The organism is Sediminivirga luteola (assembly GCF_014639315.1).
GTDB classification, from domain to species: Bacteria; Actinomycetota; Actinomycetes; order Actinomycetales; family Brevibacteriaceae; genus Sediminivirga; species Sediminivirga luteola.
On record NZ_BMFY01000006.1, the window covers coordinates 100,399 to 117,636 of the forward strand.

Annotated in this window: 16 protein-coding genes; 10 read left to right on the forward strand and 6 right to left on the reverse strand. The window is 71.0% G+C overall.

Translation table 11 applies throughout. From position 1 onward, the window contains the following. Window positions 1-47 precede the first annotated feature (47 nt). The 7 genes from IEW13_RS08145 to IEW13_RS08175 are packed head-to-tail and all read left to right on the forward strand — an operon-like array spanning window position 48 to window position 6,382. On the forward strand, window positions 48-1,016 hold the full coding sequence (locus IEW13_RS08145) for an ABC transporter permease (protein ID WP_188550457.1): 969 nt from the start codon (window positions 48-50) through the stop codon (window positions 1,014-1,016). Beyond that, on the forward strand, window positions 1,013-1,873 hold the full coding sequence (locus tag IEW13_RS08150) for an ABC transporter permease (protein WP_188550458.1): 861 nt from the start codon (window positions 1,013-1,015) through the stop codon (window positions 1,871-1,873). The genes IEW13_RS08145 and IEW13_RS08150 overlap by 4 nt, the downstream gene beginning before the upstream one ends. Next, window positions 1,870-2,718 carry an ATP-binding cassette domain-containing protein gene (locus IEW13_RS08155; RefSeq protein ID WP_188550459.1) on the forward strand — a complete coding sequence of 283 codons (849 nt, stop codon included), beginning with the start codon at window positions 1,870-1,872 and terminating at the stop codon, window positions 2,716-2,718. The genes IEW13_RS08150 and IEW13_RS08155 overlap by 4 nt, the downstream gene beginning before the upstream one ends. After that, window positions 2,715-3,512: an ABC transporter ATP-binding protein gene (locus tag IEW13_RS08160; protein WP_229745007.1), complete on the forward strand. Its 798-nt coding sequence runs from the start codon at window positions 2,715-2,717 to the stop codon at window positions 3,510-3,512. Before IEW13_RS08155 ends, IEW13_RS08160 begins: the two co-directional genes overlap by 4 nt. Next, on the forward strand, window positions 3,509-4,564 hold the full coding sequence (locus IEW13_RS08165; RefSeq protein WP_188550460.1) for a P1 family peptidase: 1,056 nt from the start codon (window positions 3,509-3,511) through the stop codon (window positions 4,562-4,564). The genes IEW13_RS08160 and IEW13_RS08165 overlap by 4 nt, the downstream gene beginning before the upstream one ends. Next, window positions 4,534-5,253: an FMN-binding negative transcriptional regulator gene (locus IEW13_RS08170; RefSeq protein WP_229745008.1), complete on the forward strand. Its 720-nt coding sequence runs from the start codon at window positions 4,534-4,536 to the stop codon at window positions 5,251-5,253. The genes IEW13_RS08165 and IEW13_RS08170 overlap by 31 nt, the downstream gene beginning before the upstream one ends. Then, entirely contained in the window at window positions 5,243-6,382 is a 1,140-nt protein-coding gene (locus IEW13_RS08175; protein WP_229745009.1) for a C45 family autoproteolytic acyltransferase/hydrolase, read from the forward strand. Before IEW13_RS08170 ends, IEW13_RS08175 begins: the two co-directional genes overlap by 11 nt. Window positions 6,383-6,619: 237 nt before the next feature. Here IEW13_RS08175 and IEW13_RS08180 read toward each other — a convergent pair whose 3' ends face one another. Next, window positions 6,620-8,287 carry an AMP-binding protein gene (locus IEW13_RS08180; protein WP_229745010.1) on the reverse strand — a complete coding sequence of 556 codons (1,668 nt, stop codon included), beginning with the start codon at window positions 8,285-8,287 and terminating at the stop codon, window positions 6,620-6,622. Between the two features lie 385 nt (window positions 8,288-8,672). Here IEW13_RS08180 and IEW13_RS08185 point away from each other — a divergent pair, with 385 nt between their 5' ends. Further along, complete coding sequence (locus tag IEW13_RS08185; RefSeq protein ID WP_188550461.1) at window positions 8,673-9,602, forward strand: cytochrome b/b6 domain-containing protein; 930 nt, start codon at window positions 8,673-8,675, stop codon at window positions 9,600-9,602. On the opposite strand, the gene IEW13_RS08190 is transcribed toward IEW13_RS08185, so the two are convergent. Both IEW13_RS08190 and IEW13_RS08195 read right to left on the reverse strand, forming a co-directional pair. Further along, window positions 9,599-10,345 carry a response regulator gene (locus tag IEW13_RS08190; protein WP_229745011.1) on the reverse strand — a complete coding sequence of 249 codons (747 nt, stop codon included), beginning with the start codon at window positions 10,343-10,345 and terminating at the stop codon, window positions 9,599-9,601. The genes IEW13_RS08185 and IEW13_RS08190 overlap by 4 nt on opposite strands. After that, complete coding sequence (locus tag IEW13_RS08195; RefSeq protein ID WP_188550462.1) at window positions 10,338-11,591, reverse strand: sensor histidine kinase; 1,254 nt, start codon at window positions 11,589-11,591, stop codon at window positions 10,338-10,340. The genes IEW13_RS08190 and IEW13_RS08195 overlap by 8 nt, the downstream gene beginning before the upstream one ends. Window positions 11,592-11,703: 112 nt before the next feature. Between IEW13_RS08195 and IEW13_RS08200 the strand changes: the two genes are divergently transcribed. After that, on the forward strand, window positions 11,704-12,450 hold the full coding sequence (locus tag IEW13_RS08200) for an ABC transporter ATP-binding protein (protein WP_188550463.1): 747 nt from the start codon (window positions 11,704-11,706) through the stop codon (window positions 12,448-12,450). Between the two features lie 2 nt (window positions 12,451-12,452). Beyond that, complete coding sequence (locus tag IEW13_RS08205) at window positions 12,453-13,226, forward strand: ABC transporter permease (protein ID WP_188550464.1); 774 nt, start codon at window positions 12,453-12,455, stop codon at window positions 13,224-13,226. Window positions 13,227-13,295: 69 nt separating this feature from the next. Here IEW13_RS08205 and IEW13_RS08210 read toward each other — a convergent pair whose 3' ends face one another. The 3 genes from IEW13_RS08210 to IEW13_RS08220 all read right to left on the reverse strand — a co-directional run bounded on the left by IEW13_RS08210 (window position 13,296) and on the right by IEW13_RS08220 (window position 17,152). After that, the gene (locus IEW13_RS08210) at window positions 13,296-14,294 is read right to left on the reverse strand and encodes a bile acid:sodium symporter family protein (RefSeq protein WP_188550465.1); all 999 of its coding nucleotides are present in this window, start codon (window positions 14,292-14,294) and stop codon (window positions 13,296-13,298) included. 161 nt (window positions 14,295-14,455) lie between these two features. Next, entirely contained in the window at window positions 14,456-15,463 is a 1,008-nt protein-coding gene (locus IEW13_RS08215) for a bile acid:sodium symporter family protein (protein ID WP_188550466.1), read from the reverse strand. Between the two features lie 420 nt (window positions 15,464-15,883). After that, window positions 15,884-17,152 carry an FAD-dependent oxidoreductase gene (locus tag IEW13_RS08220; protein ID WP_188550467.1) on the reverse strand — a complete coding sequence of 423 codons (1,269 nt, stop codon included), beginning with the start codon at window positions 17,150-17,152 and terminating at the stop codon, window positions 15,884-15,886. Window positions 17,153-17,238 lie beyond the last annotated feature (86 nt).

Sequence of the window (17,238 nt, forward strand, 5' to 3'; positions counted from 1 at the left end):
GCCCGGGATCGGCGCGGCCGGCACGGGAAAGCGGGGGCGACTAGCCGATGCGCGCCGTCCTCCGCTGGACGCTCACCCGCCTGCTGATCATGGCAGTGACGCTGCTGGGAACGTCCGTCGTGATCTTCTTCGCGGTACGGCAGATGCCCGGCGGTTACGAGAGCGTCGTCTTAGGCCCGCTCGCCTCCGAGGAGCAGCGGCAGGCCGCGGCTGAACGCTACGGCCTGGACCAGCCCGTCCTGGTGCAGTACTGGCACTGGGTCACCGGCGCGGTGCAGGGCGACTTCGGGATCTCCCTGGTCAGCCAGGTCCCGGTCATCCAGGAACTCGCCCTGCGCCTGCCGGTCACCGTCACCCTGGCGCTCATGGCGCTCAGCGCCGCGGTCCTCATCGGCGTCCCGCTGGGCGTGCTGACCGGTCTGCGGAGCACCTCGCGCTCCGGCGGCGCCCTGGGCCGCACGGTGGCAGGGCTGGGCATCAGCGTGCCGGAGTTCGTGCTCGGCTCCGTCGCCCTCTTCGTCGTCTCCAGTGTCGCCTCGTGTTTCTCCGTCGGCAATCTGGCCAGCCTCAGCGGCGAGCCGGCCACGCTGGTGCGCGCCCTGGTGCTGCCGGCAGCTGTGCTGGGCCTGTACTGCCTGGCGGCGACGGCGCGCACCACCCGCGATGCGGTGATGAACGTCCTGGTGGAACCGCACGTCACGGCCGCCGTGGCACGCGGTGAGACCCCCGGGCACATCGTGCGCCATCATGTGCTGCGCAACGCCTCGGTCCCGGTGCTCACCCTGCTGGGCACGATCACCGCGTACCTGCTCGGCGGCGCCGTCATCGTGGAGACCGTGTTCAACATCCCGGGTGTGGGCTCCTATATGGTCACCGGCCTGGGCCGCCACGACTACGCCGTGGTCCAGGCGACCGTGCTGCTGGCCGCCGTCGCGTTCATCGTCATCAACACCGTCCTGGACATCGCGGCCTCCCTGGTGGACCCGCGTGTGGCTGCGGCAGGAGGCCGCCGATGAGAAGACTCGACCTCGCCGTCCTCCGGCGCCGTCCCGGTGCCTCGCGAGACCCGCTCATGGTGGCGGCCGGCATCGTCCTGGGGCTGCTGTGCCTGCTGGCGCTCGTGGCGGCGCTGGTGCCGTTCGCCGGCAGCCCGACCGAGATCAGCGGCCCGCGGCTGTCCCCGCCCAGCTGGGAGTACCCGCTGGGCACCGACTCCCTCGGCCGTTCGCTGCTGCCCCGCCTGCTGGAGGGCATCGGCGTGACCCTGGTCGTCTCGGCCACCGCGGTGCTCATCACGGCGGTGCTGAGCACCGCCATCGGGATCGTCGCCGGCTACGCCGGCGGCTGGCTGCGCGAGACCGTGATGCGCGTGGTTGACGTGCTCTACGCCTTCCCCGCGATCATCCTGGCGATCCTGGTCGCGGCCGTGCTCGGCGCCGGCCGGGTGGCGACCGTCTCGGCGATCGTCCTGGTCACCGTGCCGCTCATGGTGCGGATGATCGCCGCGCAGGCCGCCACCGTGGCGCACCGGGACTTCGTCACCTCGGCGCGGATCTCCGGCGTGCGGTTGCCGGTCATCCTCTACCGGCACATCCTCAGCGGCGTCGGCGGCACCCTCGCCGTGCAGGGCACCTATGCGCTCAGCGTCGGCATCCTGGTCGAGGGCGGCCTGAGCTTCCTCGGCCAGGGCGTGCAGCTGCCGCAATCCTCGCTGGGCCTGCTCGTGCAGGAAGGCGCCGTGTACATGGTCGCCGCTCCCTGGCTGCTGTTCGCCCCGGCCGCCGTCCTGGTGGCCTCCATCCTGTCCATTACCGTCATCGGCGACACCCTCCGGGACCGCCTGGAACCCCGGGAAGTGAGGAGCCTGGCATGACTGCTGGCACCGCCGGTACTGCCGGCGAGAAGGACGGCGTCATCGTCTCCGTCACCGGCCTGGCCGCCGCCTATCGCGTCCGCGGTGAGGACAGCCCGGCCCTGGCGGGCGTCGACCTGCGCGTCGATGCCGGTGAGCGGCTGGGCATCGTGGGGGAGTCCGGCTCCGGCAAGACGACCCTGGCCCTGGCGCTCGGCGGTATGCTGCCGCGCAGCTGCCACCTCTCGGCCGGACGGATCGAGAGCTGTGGCACCACGGTGCGCGGTGCCGGCGGCGAGACCGCCGACGCGGCTCAGCTGCGCGCCCTGCGACGGGAGCGGATCGCCTTCATCGCGCAGGACCCCGCCGCCTCGCTCGACCCGACCATGCGCATCGGCCGGCAGTTCTCCCTGGCGATGCGGGCCCAGGGGACGCCGATGACGGACGCCGCCATCGACGAGGCCCTCGCCGCCGTGCGGATCGAGCGCCCGGACGAAGTGCGCCGGCTCTACCCGCACCAGATCTCCGGCGGCATGGCTCAGCGGGTGGCCATCGCCATGGCCGTGGCCAGGCGGCCGCAGCTGCTCATCGCCGACGAGCCGACTGCCGCGCTCGACGCCGAGGTGCGCACCGAAGTGCTCGGCCTGATCGTCCGTCTCGCGGAGGAACACCGCATCACCCTGCTGTGGGTCAGCCACGACATCCCGGCCGTGCGCCGTTGGTGCACCCGTGCGGTCGTGATGAACGAGGGCCGCATCGTGGAGGAGGGGCCCGTGGGAACCGTCCTGGTGGAGCCGGAGCACGCCTACACCCGGCAGCTGGTGAACGCGCTGCGGGCCGAGGGAACGGAAGGAGACGGCCGATGAGGGCCGAGGAGCCCGCCGGCACGGCAGGTGCCGAGGCAGTCCTGGACATGCGCGGCGTCGGAGTCGCCCTCGGTCAAGGCCGGCGGCGACGCACGGTGCTGCATGACGTCACCCTGCGGATCGAACCCGGCCGCACCATGGGCCTGATCGGCTCATCCGGTTCGGGAAAGACGACCGCGGGGCGGATCGCGCTGGGGCTGCTGCGCCCGGACACCGGCACCGTGACCGTCTCCGGGATGCCCTACAGCAGATTCCGCCGGGAGCACGCCGGCAAGGTGCAGGCGGTGCTGCAGAGCCCGCAATGGTCGTTCAACCCGCGCCGCCGGCTGGGCGATTCCATCACGGAGCCGCTCGGGGTCGTGGCGCGCACCCCGCACGGCCCGGGCCGGATCGACCGGGAGGCGCGCCGCGAACTCTGCCTCACGATGCTCCGCCAGGTCGGGCTCGATCCGGCCCACGCCGGGCGCTACCCCCACGAGCTCTCCGGCGGGCAGCGGCAGCGCGCCGCCATCGCCCGCGCGCTGATCACAGGACCGGAGTTCGTGGTGTTCGACGAGGCGGTCAGCGCCCTGGACGTCGCCGTCCAGCAGAAGGTCCTGCGGCTGATCCGGCAGCTGCAGGAGACGCACGGATTCGGCGCGCTGTTCATCTCCCACGACCTCGCCGCCACCCGCATCGCCTCCGACCGCATCGCGGTGATGCTGGCCGGGGAGATCGTGGAGGAGGGCAGTCCCGCCGATGTGCTCGACAACCCCGGACATCCCTACACCCGACGACTCCTGGAGACGCTATGACCGAGTACCAGACCGTGTCCTCGCCGGCCGAGGACGCCCCGTTCGGCCCGCCCCGCCTGATTCCCGAGCCTGCGTTCGGCGGCCCCGGCAACGACGATGTCGCCCGCGCCCCGGTGCGAAGCACCGGCCGCGCGCTGCTGGAGTACGACTTCCCGGGTGTGCTCGTCGGCTCCGCCCACTACGAGGAGGGACCCACCGGCGCGACCGTGATCCACGTCCCGGCCGGCGCGCGCACCGCCACCGATCCGCGCGGCGGGGCCGTCGGGCTCAGCGGCGCCTACTCGTTCAACCACGCCATCTGCCTGGCCGGCGGTTCCGTCTACGGCCTCGCCGCCGGCGCCGGGGTCTCCGACGAGCTGCTGGCCCGGAAGGGGAACTCGACCGCCTTCGCCGATCTGGCGGAGGTCTCCTCGGCGATCATCTACGACTTCTCCGCCCGTGACACCGCCGTCGCCCCGGACGCCGCACTGGGCCGGGCCGCGGTGCGCTGGGCCGAGGAGGGCACCGTCCCGCTGGGCCTGGCCGGGGCCGGCATCCGGGCCTCCGCCGGGAAGGTCGACTGGAGCCGCGCCGAACTGACCGGGCAGGGTGCCGCCTTCCGCCGGATCGGGGACATCCGCATGCTCGCGGTGGTGGTGCCCAACCCGGTGGGCGTCATCGTCGACCGGTCCGGGCGCATCGTGCGCGGCAACTACGACGCCGCGCAGGACGTGCGCCGCCATCCGGCGCTGGACTTCGAGCGCGCGCTGGCCGCCGGCATCCCGGTGCCGGTCCAGCCGGGCAACACCACCATCGGCGCCCTGATCACGAATGTGAAGCTGAGCGATATCGAACTCAACCAGCTCTGCCTCCAGGTGCACAGCTCCATGCACCGCGGGATCCAGCCGTTCCACACCTCCATGGACGGGGACACGCTCTTCACCCTCACCACCGACGAGGTGGACCTGCCGGCGCCGGACCCGTCCGTGGGACGGCTGTCGGTGAGCAGCGCGGGGCTGGGCGCGCTGGCCTCCGAGGTGATGTGGGACGCGATCCTGGAAGCCGCGCGCTGATGCACACCTACCGGGACTACCGGCCGCCCTCGGGGGAGGCCGTCGTCGACCTGGTGCGGCGGAACCCGTTCGCGGTCATCGCCAGCTCCCGGAGCGGCGCTGCGCCCCTGGCGACGCACACCCCGGTGGTGCTGCCGCCGGGCAGCCCCGTGCGGGAGAGCTTCGTCGGGCACCGGCTCTGGGGGCACATCGGGCGGGAGAACCCGCATTGGCGCCTGTTCGCGGAGCAGCCGGAGGCGCTGCTGGTGTTCTCCTCCTCCCACGCCTACGTCTCGCCCAGCAACTACCGGTTCGAGCCGGCCGCGCCGACGCTGAACTACGCGGCCGTGCACCTGACCGGGCGGCTGCGGATCGTGCAGGACGAGGAGGAATCGCTGGCCGTGGTGGAGCAGACGGTGCGAGCCCTCGAGGCGCTCCGGCCCGCCCAGTGGTCGATGGACCGCTCGCGGGGACTGTTCCGCAAGATCATCGGCGGTGTGGTCTCCTTCCACGTCGAGGTGACGAGCGAGCAGGCCATGTTCAAGCTCAGCCAGGACATGCCCGCGGAGGTGCATGAGCGGGTCGCGGAGGACCTGGAGTCACCGGGCTGCCCGCACGCCGACGTCGCCGGCCTGATGCGCGCGACGGGCGTGCACGCCCCGCCTACGGAGACGACGGACCATTCAGATGAGGAGAGGCATGACGGCTGAGGCCGGAACCACGATGAGACTGGCGGAGCACCACAGCACCAGCGCGCACCCGGGTGAACGCGGCGAGCGGCTGGGCCTGGCGCACCGGGACGAGATCAGGAGCACGGTCGCGCTGTACCGGGCCTTCTACCGGGAGCTGGGCATCCCGGTAGAACAGGAGACGAGCATCGCCGCGGCCTGTCATGCCGCGCTCGCCGGCTGGTATCCCGTGCTGGCGGAGGAGATCGGGGCTGTGGCGGCCGCCGCAGGCCTGGAACCCGCCGCGCTGATGGCGGTGACCGCCCGGACCGAGATCCTGGCGATCGCCAACCCGCAGCGGGAGGGGGAGTGCTCCACGGCCGTGCTGCTGCCACCGGACCGGGGCGGCGCCACGGCGGCACCGGAGACCATACAGACCTGGGATTGGCACGAGAGCCTGGTCCCGGCGGCGCTGCTCTGGGAGTACCCCTCGGTTCAGGGGCTGCGGGTGAAGACCTTCACCGAATTCGGCGCGCCGGCCAAGATCGGCGTCAACGACGCGGGCCTGGGCGTGCACTTCAACATCCTCCATCACCGTGCCGATCACGGCCGCGGCGGCGTCCCGGTGCATGCCGTCGCCAGGCGGATCCTGGACGAGGCGCGCACCGTAGGGGAAGCGGTGGCCATCGCGAGATCGGCCGAGGTGAGCGCATCCACCGTCATCACGGTGGTCACCTCGGAGCCCGGCGCCGTCAGCATCGAGATCTGCCCGGCGGGAGTGGCCGAGGTGCACGCCGGCCAGCCCGGCGGTGTGCCAGCGGCCGCGGACGCCGGGAGCGGGGCGGCTGTGCTGCTGCACACCAACCACTTCCTCGATCCGGGCCTGGCGGCCGGGGAGCACACGCCCGATGCCTCCACCACCTACGCGCGGCTGGAGCATCTGCGCGCCCGCGCCGGTGAACTCGCTGGTCAGGACGCCGTGAGGCGGGCGCAGGCGATGTGCGGTCCGGCCGGGGACGCGGCGCCGATCTGCTTCCAGCCCGACCGCGCGCTGCCGCCGCAGGAGCAGTGGACCACCCTGCTGACGGTGTCCCTCGATCTGGGCGGCTACGGCCTGGAATACGCCGCCGGCAGCCCCGCCGTCATGGCTCGCGGGGCTGAGCGGTTCTGAAGCGTCTCCCGGCGAGCCCGCGGTCAGGAGGCGCCGCGGCTCCTGGGATGCTGGGACCGCATCCGCGCCCGTAGTGCTGGCAGACCTGTGCCCGGGTGCCGCCGCGACGCCCGGCTGGCGCCGCGGGCCGGGACTACTCAGGCTGACAAAACACCTCCGTAGTGACAGAACACCACCGTCTACGGGGGTGTTCTGTCACTTACGGGTTGTTCTCCGATGCCGCCCCGGGCGGAACCGCTAGGCCAGTTCGCGGCGCAGCACCTTCCCGACGTTGCTCTTGGGCAGCTCCTCGCGGAACTCGATGGAACGGGGGCGCTTGTATCCGGCCAGCTGCTCGCGCAGATGCGTCATGAGTTCCTCGGCGGTGAGGCTCTCATCCCGGCGGACCACGAAGAGCTTCGGCGCCTCGCCGGAACGCTCATCGGGCACGCCGGTCACCCCGGCCTCCGCGACCTTCGGGTGGAGCATGGCGGCGTCCTCGATCTCCCCGGGATAGACGTTGAAGCCGGAGACGACGATGATCTCCTTCTTCCGGTCCACGATCGTGAGGAAGCCGTCGGCGTCGGCCGTGGCGATGTCCCCGGTGAGCAGCCAGCCCGCGGCGTCGAGCACCTCCGCGGTCTCCTCGGGCCGGTTCCAGTAGCCGCGCATCACCTGCGGGCCGCGGACCGCCAGCTCGCCCTTCTCCCCGGCGGGAACCGGCTGGCCGTCCTCACCGCGCACCTGCACCTCCGTGGAAGGCAGCGGGACGCCGATGGTGCCCGGCCGCGGCGGCATGTGGACGGGGTTCACGCTGACGACGGGTGAGGCCTCGGTGAGGCCGTAGCCCTCCACGATGTCCTTCCCGGTGACGTCTTTCCAGCGGGCGGCGACGCTCGTGCGGACGGCCATCCCGCCGGCCACCGTGATCGCCAGCCGGGAGAAGTCCAGCGCGCGGAAGTCCTCGTTCTCCAGCAGCGCCGCCGCCAGGGTGTTCACCAGGATGATGCCCTCCGGCGGGCCTTTGCGCAGGGTCTTCACGAAGGCGGGGATGTCCCGCGGGTTGGTGATGAGCACGTTGTGCGCGCCGAAGCGGAAGAACCCCAGGCAGTTCACCGTCAGGGAGAACACGTGGTAGAGCGGCAGCGCGGCGATGATCCGCGGGGACGCACCGGGGAGGATGCTGGGCATCAGCCGGATGAACTGCTCCTCGTTGGCGATCAGATTGGCGTGGGTGAGCACCGCGGCCTTCGGCCCTCCGGTGGTGCCTCCGGTGTACTGCAGGAACGCGGTGTCCTCCGGCGCGATCTCCGGCGGGGCGAAAGCCCTCCGGCTGCCGGCAGCCATCGCCTGCCGGAACGGGATCACCGGGTCGATCCCGTGCCCGGGCACCATCTTCTTGACGTGCTTGAGCAGGGCGTTGACCGCGAGCCGTTTGGGCGTGGGCATCAGATCGGCGACCTCGGTCAGGATGACGTGCTCCACGGAGGACCCGGGCAGCGCCTGCTCGATCCGGTCGGCGAAGTTCGCCAGGGCCAGCAGCGCCCGTGGCTCGGCGTCCGCCAGTACCCGGCTCATCTCCGCGGAGGTGTAGAGCGGATTGGCGTTGACGACGACGAGGCCGGCTTTGAGAGCGGCGAACATCGCCACCGGGTACTGCAGCACATTGGGCATCTGGAGGACGATCCGGTCGCCCTTGACCAGCCCGAGCTCGTGCTGCAGGAACGAGGCGAAGCGATCGCTGAGCTCGTCGACCTCGGTGAAGCTCAGCTCGGTGCCCAGATTGGAGAAGGCGGGGCGCGGCCCGTGCGTCGCCGCCGTGGCCCGGACCATCTCGCCGATGGAGGCGAACGGCGCCGGCGGGATCTGCGCGCTGACTCCCGGCGGGTAGAAACGGTGCCAGGGCTGGTCCTGCTCGGTGCTCACTGGGGGTCCTTCCTCTTGACGGCGTCCACCCTCTTGACGGCCTCTGTGCCGTGCCGCACGTGTTGTCGGACATGTGCCCTCGTCCGCCGGGCAGACGCCCGTCGCGCGCCATCGCCGCCGGGTTTCGGGGAACGCGGACCCACGCTAGCACGCGCGCGTGTACGCGGTGCGGATTCCAGCACCCGGCCCTGCACCCGGGCGCCGGACCGCCCGCCCGCCCGCGTCGTCCCGGTGAGCGAGCGCGAGCCGTTTCCCCCGGGCGGCGCATCGGTGCGTAGGCTTGGGACAGACCACGGTTCGGCCATCGTGTGTGGCAGCAGTTACTATGACGTCATACTAAATCTGCCTGCCGCACCCGGGCACGGCCACGCGACACAGGAGCGAGATGAGCACGAAGACGACGACGTCGAAGGACAGCCGCTGGCGGCCCCTGATCTGGATCCTCCCGGCCAGCGTGATCCTGCTGGGCCTGGCCGTGCTGGGCGCTCAGTGGCTGCGCGGCATGGACGGCGTTCAGGCGTGGATGGAGCGTTATCCCGGTGCCACGCCGCTGCCGGAGGCCTCGCCCGAGGGCTTCCCCGCCTGGCTTGGGTGGCAGCACTTCCTCAACGCTTTCCTGATGGTGCTGATCATCCGCACCGGCTGGCTGGTGCGCACGACCGCCCGGCCCAAGGCGAACTGGACCAGGAACAACAAGGGCCCGATCAAGACCAAGCGGCCGCCGAAGAAGATCAGCATGGATCTGTGGCTGCACTACGTCCTGGACGTGCTGTGGATCCTCAACGGCGTGATCTTCGTGATCCTGCTGATCGTCAGCGGCCGCTGGGTGCGCGTGGTGCCCACCAGCTGGGAGGTCTTCCCCAATGCCGCCTCCGCCGCGCTGCAGTACCTTTCCCTGAACTGGCCGCACGAGGACAGCTGGGTCAACTACAACAGCCTGCAGGTGCTGACGTACTTCGTCGTGATCTTCATCGCCTCGCCGCTGGCCGCGATCACCGGCCTGCGGATGTCGAACATCTGGCCGGAGCAGGCCAAGCGGCTGAACAAGGCGTACCCGGTCGAACTGGCGCGGGCCATCCACTTCCCCGTGATGCTCTTCTTCGTGCTGTTCATCGTCGTGCACGTCACGCTCGTCTTCACCACGGGCGCGCTGCAGAACCTCAACTACATGTACGCCGCGCAGAACTCCGCCAGTTCCTGGCTGGGCTTCTGGATGTTCGCCGCTTCACTCGTGGTGATGGTGGCCGGCTGGTTCCTCTCCCGCCCGATCTTCACCTCGCCGATCGCGAACACCTTCGGCCGCGTCTCACGCTAGTCCAGCAGCCCCTCGCGCAGTGCGTGCAGCACGGCGTTGGTCCGGTCACGGGCGCCGAGCTTCACCAGGACCGCGGAGATGTGGTTCTTCACGGTGCCCTCGGCCAGATGCACCAGGGAGGCGATCTGCCGGTTGGAGTAGCCCTCGGCCACGAGCCGGAGCACCTCGCGTTCGCGTTCGGTGAGCGCCTGCGTCCTGGTGCCCTCGATCCCGGCCGGCTGCGGGCCCTGGCGGAGGGCCCGCAGCAGCCGGTCGGTGATGGACGGTGCGATCAGCGTGCCGCCGGCGGCCAGCGTGCGCACCGCGCGGGAGAGCTGCTCGACGGTGACGTCCTTGAGCAGATAGCCGCGGGCACCGTGGCGCAGCGCCTGCAGCACCAGCTCGTCGTCGTCGAAGGTGGTCAGCACCAGCACGGGCAGGTCTGCCCCGCCGGTGCCGCGTTCGGCCAGTCGCTCCAGGAGCCAGAGGCCGTCGTATCGGGGCATCCGCAGATCCAGCAGCACCACGTCCGGTGGCCCGGCGCCGGGTGAGGGCGGGTTCTGCGCAGGTCCGGCGGCGTGGTGTTCAAGCGCCGCCAGCGCCTCGGCCCCGTCCGCGGCCTCGCCGACGACCGCGATCCCGCCCAGCTCCAGCAGCGTGCGGATGCCCTGGCGGACCAGGGTCTGGTCATCCACCACGAGCACGCGCACCTGCGGCTGGCCCGGTGGCTGGCTCATCGGCGGGGTGCCGGGTGAGTCATTCATCGGCGGCGCCCTTTCCGGCCGCCGGCCGGAGGGCTCGGCCGGAGGGTCCGCGCGGTGGCCCCGTGCTTTCGGCGACGGGCAGAACGACCTCGACGGTGAAGAACGGGGACGGGCGGACCGTCAGCGTCCCGCCGAGCGGCTCGAGGCGTTCGCGCAATCCGGTGAGTCCGTGGCCCTCGACGATCCGGCCGGGTGCCAGGCCGTCGTTGACGCAGACCATTCTCAGTTCGCCGGCGTCCTGCTCGAGGCGGATGGAGAGCTCATGCGCCTCGGCGTGCTTCACGGTGTTCGTGATGACCTCCTGAGCCGCGCGCACCAGCGTCTGCACCTGTTGCTCATCGGCGTCGACCCGGGGCGGGACCTCGACGAAGATGTCCAGGGAGGGCACCGCGGCCGCCAGGCGCTCCAGGTGCGCCTGCAGATGGCCGGGGCCGGTCGCTCGTAGTTCGCCCACGGTGGCGCGCACATCGGCCAGCAGTTCCTTCGCCACCCCCGCGGCGCGATCGATATGGGCGCGGACGTCCTCGGTGCCCCCGCCGGTCATCCGGTGCGCCTTGTACCCGGCGGCCTCCAGCTCCAGGTTCAGCACGGTGAGCTGGTGGCCCATGGCGTCGTGCAGCTCCCGGGAGATCCGCAGCCGCTCAGCCGTCTTGGCCGAGCTCTCCAACAGCACCGAGGCCGCCTCCAGCTCCACGTTCTTCTGCTCCAGCTCGGCCCGCAGCCCCGACTCCCGATGGAGGGCGTAGGTGCTGAACATCGAGGCCAGATGGATGATCGCGTAGAAGGCGGTGACGGCCAGGTACTCCATCGGTGCCACGTGGTGGGCCACCAGGTGGACGAGCACCACCGCGCAGTTCAGCGCGATGACCCCCAGCACCACGGGCATCGGCAGGATGTAACTGCCCGCGGCGGCCACCACGACCAGCAGCACCACGATCATCCCCTGATTGGGCATGGTCAGGAGCAGCGTCCAGGAACTGAGGACCGCGCCCGTATAGGCCAGCCGGTGCCACGGGGCGGTCAGCAGGCCGCTGGTGGCCAGGAAGGTCGCGAAAAGGCAGCCGATGAGCAGAGCGGCCCACAGCCAGCGCGGAATGTAGGGAGCCTGCCCCACGATGAGCATCAGCAGACCCACGCCGAGGCTGAGCACCAGGATCGCGATGCCGGAGAACTCCTCCCACCGTCGCCGGTGCGGCCCGGCCACGGCCTGAGCACGATCGCGCCCCGATGCCCGCTGATCCTCCATGGCACCCCAGCCTACTGAGTGCCGCCCGGGCGTCAGAGGTGCCGAAAGTCATGGCCGCTCTCATGACCGGCGGCACAGGCGCGCCCGGGCGGGCGAGGGAAAGCTGGAGGGCATGACAGAGAAACCTCAGCCACCGGCCATCGAGGCCCGGCATCTGGTCAAGCGGTACAAGCACAAGACCGCGGTGGACGGGATCAGCCTCCGGGTGGCCCGCGGCGAGACCTTCGGCATCCTGGGCACCAACGGGGCCGGCAAGACCACCACCGTGGAGATGATCGCCGGGTTGCGCAAGCCCACCGAGGGCTCGGTGCGCATCCTGGGCCTGGACCCCTTCACCGAGCGGGCGAAGGTCCGGCAGATCCTCGGGGTCCAGTTGCAGGGGGCCTACCTGCACGGTTCGCTGACCGCGCGGGAACTGGTCGACCTCTACCGCGGCTTCTATCCGGACCCGCTGGACGCCGATGAGGCACTGACGATGGTGGAGCTGACGGACAAGGCGAGGACGAAGTTCGACGATCTCTCCGGCGGGCAGATGCAGCGGCTTTCCATCGCGCTGGCGCTGATCGGCCGGCCGCAGGTGGTGATCCTGGACGAGCTGACCACCGGACTCGATCCCCGCGCGCGCCGCCGCGTGTGGGCCACCATCGAGTCGCTGTCCGAGCAGACGGTGATCCTGATCAGCCACGCCATGGATGAGGTGGAGCGGCTCTGCGACCGGGTGGCGCTCATCGACGCCGGACGCGTCCTCGCGCACGGCACACCGGGGCAGCTCAGGGAACAGGCGGGCGCTGTGACGCTGGAGGACGCCTTCGTGGCTCTCACCGGCAAGGACATTCAGGGCGATGAGGAAGAGGACTGATGATGAGTGAGGCCGTACATGCCCGCAGGCCGGGCCCGCGGGCATGGCTGAAGCTGATCCAGGCCGAGGCGAAGATGGTCACGAGGGACACCGCGGGGCTGATCGTGCCGCTCGGGCTGCCGCTGCTGATCCTGGTGATGCAGGGCATCTCCTTCGAGGACCTCGGCGTGGAGGTCGCCGAGGGGGTGACGGCGTTCAGCGTGTTCCTGCTGCCGGTGGTCGTGACCATGGTCGTCGCGACGATCGCGGTGATCAACATGCCCAGCTTCCTGGCGACCTATCGGAAGACCAAGCTGCTGCGCCGGCTGGCGGTGACGCCGGCATCGCCGGCCATGGTGCTGGTGGCGCAGATGGCAGTCAGCTTCATCCAGGTGCTGCTGGGCATCGGCATCGCCTTCGGCGTGGCGATGGTCTTCTTCGACGCGGACCTCCCGCGGTCCCCGCTGGTCGCAGCGGCGGTCCTGCTGGCCTGCTGCGCGGCGATGTACGGCGTCGGCATGATCGTGGCGTCCATCTCGCCGACGCCGAACTCCTCGGTGGCGATCGGGCTGATCGCCTTCTTCGGTATCGCCGCCCTGGGCGGGATGTTCGGCCCGGCGGAGAACCTCCCGGAGCCGTTGCAGACGATTGGCTCCTGGCTGCCCTTCGGCGCCTCGGTGGATGCCTTGCAGCACGCCTGGGCCGGCGAGCCGGTGGACCCGAAGAACTGGCTCGTGCTCGGAGCCACCGCGGCACTAGGCGCGGGAGTGGCCGCGGCCCTGTTCCGGTGGGAATGAGGGGCTCGGCGTCTCACCGGGCGTCAACCCGGGCAGAACACGGGACGGCGGCGCTCACGGCCCCGTGAGTCAGGAGACCTCGGCTGTGACGTCCTGCTGTTCTGCCGCGATCCGGTCCCGGCGACGGCACCAGGCGGCGAAGATCGCCCCGGCCATGTTCTGCCACACGGAGAACACGGCCCCGGGAAGGGCCGAGAGGGGATTCATGTACTGTGCCGCGAGCCCGGCAGCCAGCCCGGACTGCTGCATGGCGATCTCGATGGCGATGGTGCGCCGCCGGCTGATGGACTGGCGGGTGACGATCCCGATGCCGTAGCCCAGCAGCAGCGCGAGCGTGTTGTGGAGGATCACCGCGCCGAAGACCAGCAGGCCCGCCTCGAGCACGAGGTCCGCGCTGCCGGCGACCACGATGGCCACCACGGCGGCGATCGCCAGGGTCGCCAGCCACGGCAGCACGGGCATCGCGATCTTGACGACCTTCGGGAACAGCAGCCGGACGATCAGGCCTCCCAGCACCGGCACCAGCACCACCTGCACGATCGACATCGCCATGCCGGCGGCATCGACCGGCAGGTACTGACCGGCCAGCCACAGGGTCAGCAGGGGCGTGGCGACCGGGGCGAGGATGGTGGAGACCGAGGTCGCGGTGACTGAGAGCGCCACATCGCCGCGGGCCAGATACGCCACCACGTTCGACGCCGTCCCGCCGGGCACGGAGCCGACCAGGATGACTCCGGCGGCCAGTTCCGGCGGCAGCTGCATGATCCAGCAGACCAGCACCGCGACCAGCGGCATCAGGATGTACTGGGCGGCGACCACGAGGAAGACGGGAACCGGCTTCTTGGCCACGAGGGCGAAGTCCACGGGCTTGAGCGTCAGCCCCATGATGAACATGATCACGCCCAGGCCGGGGTTGATCAGGTGGCCGGTCCCGCTGAGCGGTTCGGCCAGGACGTAGCCGAGCACGCCGCCGGCCAGGACGAGGATCGGGAAGATGAGCACCGCCCGGTAGCTGTTCCGGGCCTGCTGCGCCGTCTCGCGAGGCTCCGTTGCCTGCGTGGATGTCATCGGTTCCTGCCTTGCTCGGTTGTGTGCGGTCGTGTTCGGTTGTGCGCGGTTCTCGTCTCCCGGAGGCAAGCGCATTCACGGCGTGGCGGCGCGCAGCGGGACCGGCGTGCGGCCACGGCTGGGCGCCGCCGCGCAGATGCCCGGCGCGACGCCGGGGCGTTTCAGGCGGAGGGCGCCGTCGCGTCTTCTTCCTGCTGCAGCAGCGCGCGGTCGCGGCGGCGGCACCAGGCGGCGAAGAGCGCGCCGGACATGTTCTGCCAGAGCGAGAACACCGCACCGGGAAGCGCCGCGAGCGGGTTCATGTAGGTCGCGGCCAGGCCCGCGGCCAGGCCGGAGTTCTGCATGCCGATCTCGACCGCCATCGTGCGGCGGATGGAAAGCGGCTGCTTGAGCGCGATCCCCACCCCGTAGCCGAGCACCAAGCCGAGTCCGTTGTGCAGTACGACGGCGGCGAACACCAGCAGGCCAGCCTCGATGACGCGGTCCGCGCTGCCGGAGACCACGAACGCCACGACGGCGGAGATGGTCAGCACCGAGAGCCAGGGCAGCACGGGCAGGGCCTGCTTGACCAGCTTCGGCAGCAGTAACCGGACCACCAGGCCGCCGATGACCGGCAGGAGCACGATCTGCACGATCGACATCGCCATGCCGGCGGCATCGACCGGCAGGTACTGACCGGCCAGCCACAGCGTCAGCAGCGGCGTGGCCAGCGGCGCCAGGATCGTGGACACGGAGGTCATGGCCACAGACAGGGCGACATCGCCCCGGGCCAGGTACGCCACCACGTTCGAGGCGGTGCCGCCGGGAGCACAGCCGAGCAGGATGACGCCGGCGGCGATCTCCCCGGGAAGCTGGAGGATCCAGCAGACGAGCACGGCCGCCAGCGGCATGATGACGTACTGGGCGATCACCACCAGGATCACCGGCAAGGGCCGCTTGACGACCAGGGCGAAATCGACCGGCTGCAGGGTCAGGCCCATGGTGAACATGATGATTCCCAGGAGCGGATTGACCAGGAAAGCGCCTTCGCTGACCGGACCGGCGAAGAAGTACCCGACGATCGCGCCGAGCAGGATCAGGATGGGGAAGACCAGAACGGCGCGGTAGCTGTTGCGTGCTTCCTGCGGGGTCTCCGCTTTCGCGCGCGTGGCCGTGGACTCAGGACTCATGGACGTGTGCCTCGTCTTTCAGTGTGCGAGCGGCCCGGGCGTGCACGGCCTCATTGCCGTTGGTGTGTGCTCCTGCCGTGCCGGTGCCGCCGCCTGCCCTCCGATGGGCAGGCATACGCCCCCACGATAATGCGGGAATCGCGTCTTCGAACCGGATTCCGGCGCATTTCTCACGATACGGAATCACTTTGGCGTCCGAGGTTTCCCCTCCGCGTCAAGCCGGCATGCCGGAAAGGTCCGCCGCGATCTCCCGGCGGCAGACCGGTTGCGCCGGAGCGCAGCGCAGGACGGAGCCTCCGTGAACTCGCGAGGCCGGCGGCCATGCGCAGCGGGTTGCTGCGGGGCTCACCGCCGCTGCCCGTCACGAACGGCGCGCCGCGGCGGGCGCCACCGGGGGGCGGAATCTGTACCGCTCAGGCGCTACGAGGGTGCCGGAGCCAGCAGTTCGCGCACGATGACGGTCGCCGCCCGCCGGCCTGCCCGGTTGGCGCCGACGGTGGAGGCCGAGGGTCCGTAGCCGATGAGGAACAGCCGGGGCTCGTCCACGGCGCGGGTCTCGTCGACGCGGATGCCTCCACCCGGCACGCGCAGGCCCAGCGGCGCCAGATGGTCCAGCGCGGGCCGGAACCCCGTGGCCCACAGGATCGCCTGAGCCGGCTCGAAGGCGCCATCGGGCATCCGCACGCCGTCCGGTTCGATCCGGCTGAACATGGGGTGCCGGACGAGCGCGCCGCGCGCCTGCGCCGCCCGTGCCCACGGCGTCCAGAACAGCCCGGTGGCCTTCACGACGCTTTCCGGGGTGAGCCCCTGCCGGGTGCGCTCGGCGATGCGGTTGATCACGGCGATCCGCCGCGGCTCGTCGAAGGGTTCCTCGCTGAATACCGGTTCGCGCCGCGTCACCCAGAGCGTTTCCGTCACCCGCGAGATCTCGTCCAGGAGCTGAATCGCGGAGACCCCGCCGCCGACGATCACCACACGCCGGCCCTCGAATTCCGCGGCCGAGGCGTACTGCGCCACGTGGAGTTGCCGGCCCCGGAAGGTCTCCTGCCCCGGATAACGCGGCCAGAACGGCTTGCTCCAGGTGCCGGTGGCGTTCACCACGGCACGGGCGGCGAACACCCCGTGGTCGGACTCCACCAGCAACCGGCCGGGCTCCTGCCCGGGTGCGCGGCCTTCGCCCCCTTCCGCCGCAGGTGCTGCGGACCCAGCGGGACGATCAGCGGACCCAGCGGGACGACCGGCGCGCTTGCCGGCGCGCCGGACCGCGTGCACCCGGACGGGCCGGCGGACGGCCAGTTCGAACTGCTCCTCGAAGGCGGCGAAGTACTCCGGCAGCACCTGGCGGCTGGGGCTGCGCGGATCCGGTTCCGGCTGGTGCATGCCCGGCAGGTCGTGGATGCCGTTGACGCTGGCCATCGTGAGGGACGGCCACCGGTGCTGCCAGGCGCCGCCCGGGCCCGCCTCGGCGTCGAGCACCACGAAGGTGCCCCGGCCGGTAGCCGAGCGCAGCGGGACCAGGCCGCGGCGGCGCAGGTGATACGCCGCTGAGAGCCCGGCCTGCCCCGCGCCGATCACCACCACATCGACCGCGGCCGCCGCCTCAGCCACCGCATCGACGGCCCCATCGCTCACAGCGTCGACCGCCTCTGTCGTCCCGGTGCCGGCGGGCGCCACTGCGGCGTTCTGCATGCCTCCATCGTTCCAGATCTGCCGCATCCCGGCGCGGTTCCTTGTTCTCCTTGTTTCGCGAGGCCCCGCTGGCCGCCATGCGCCGG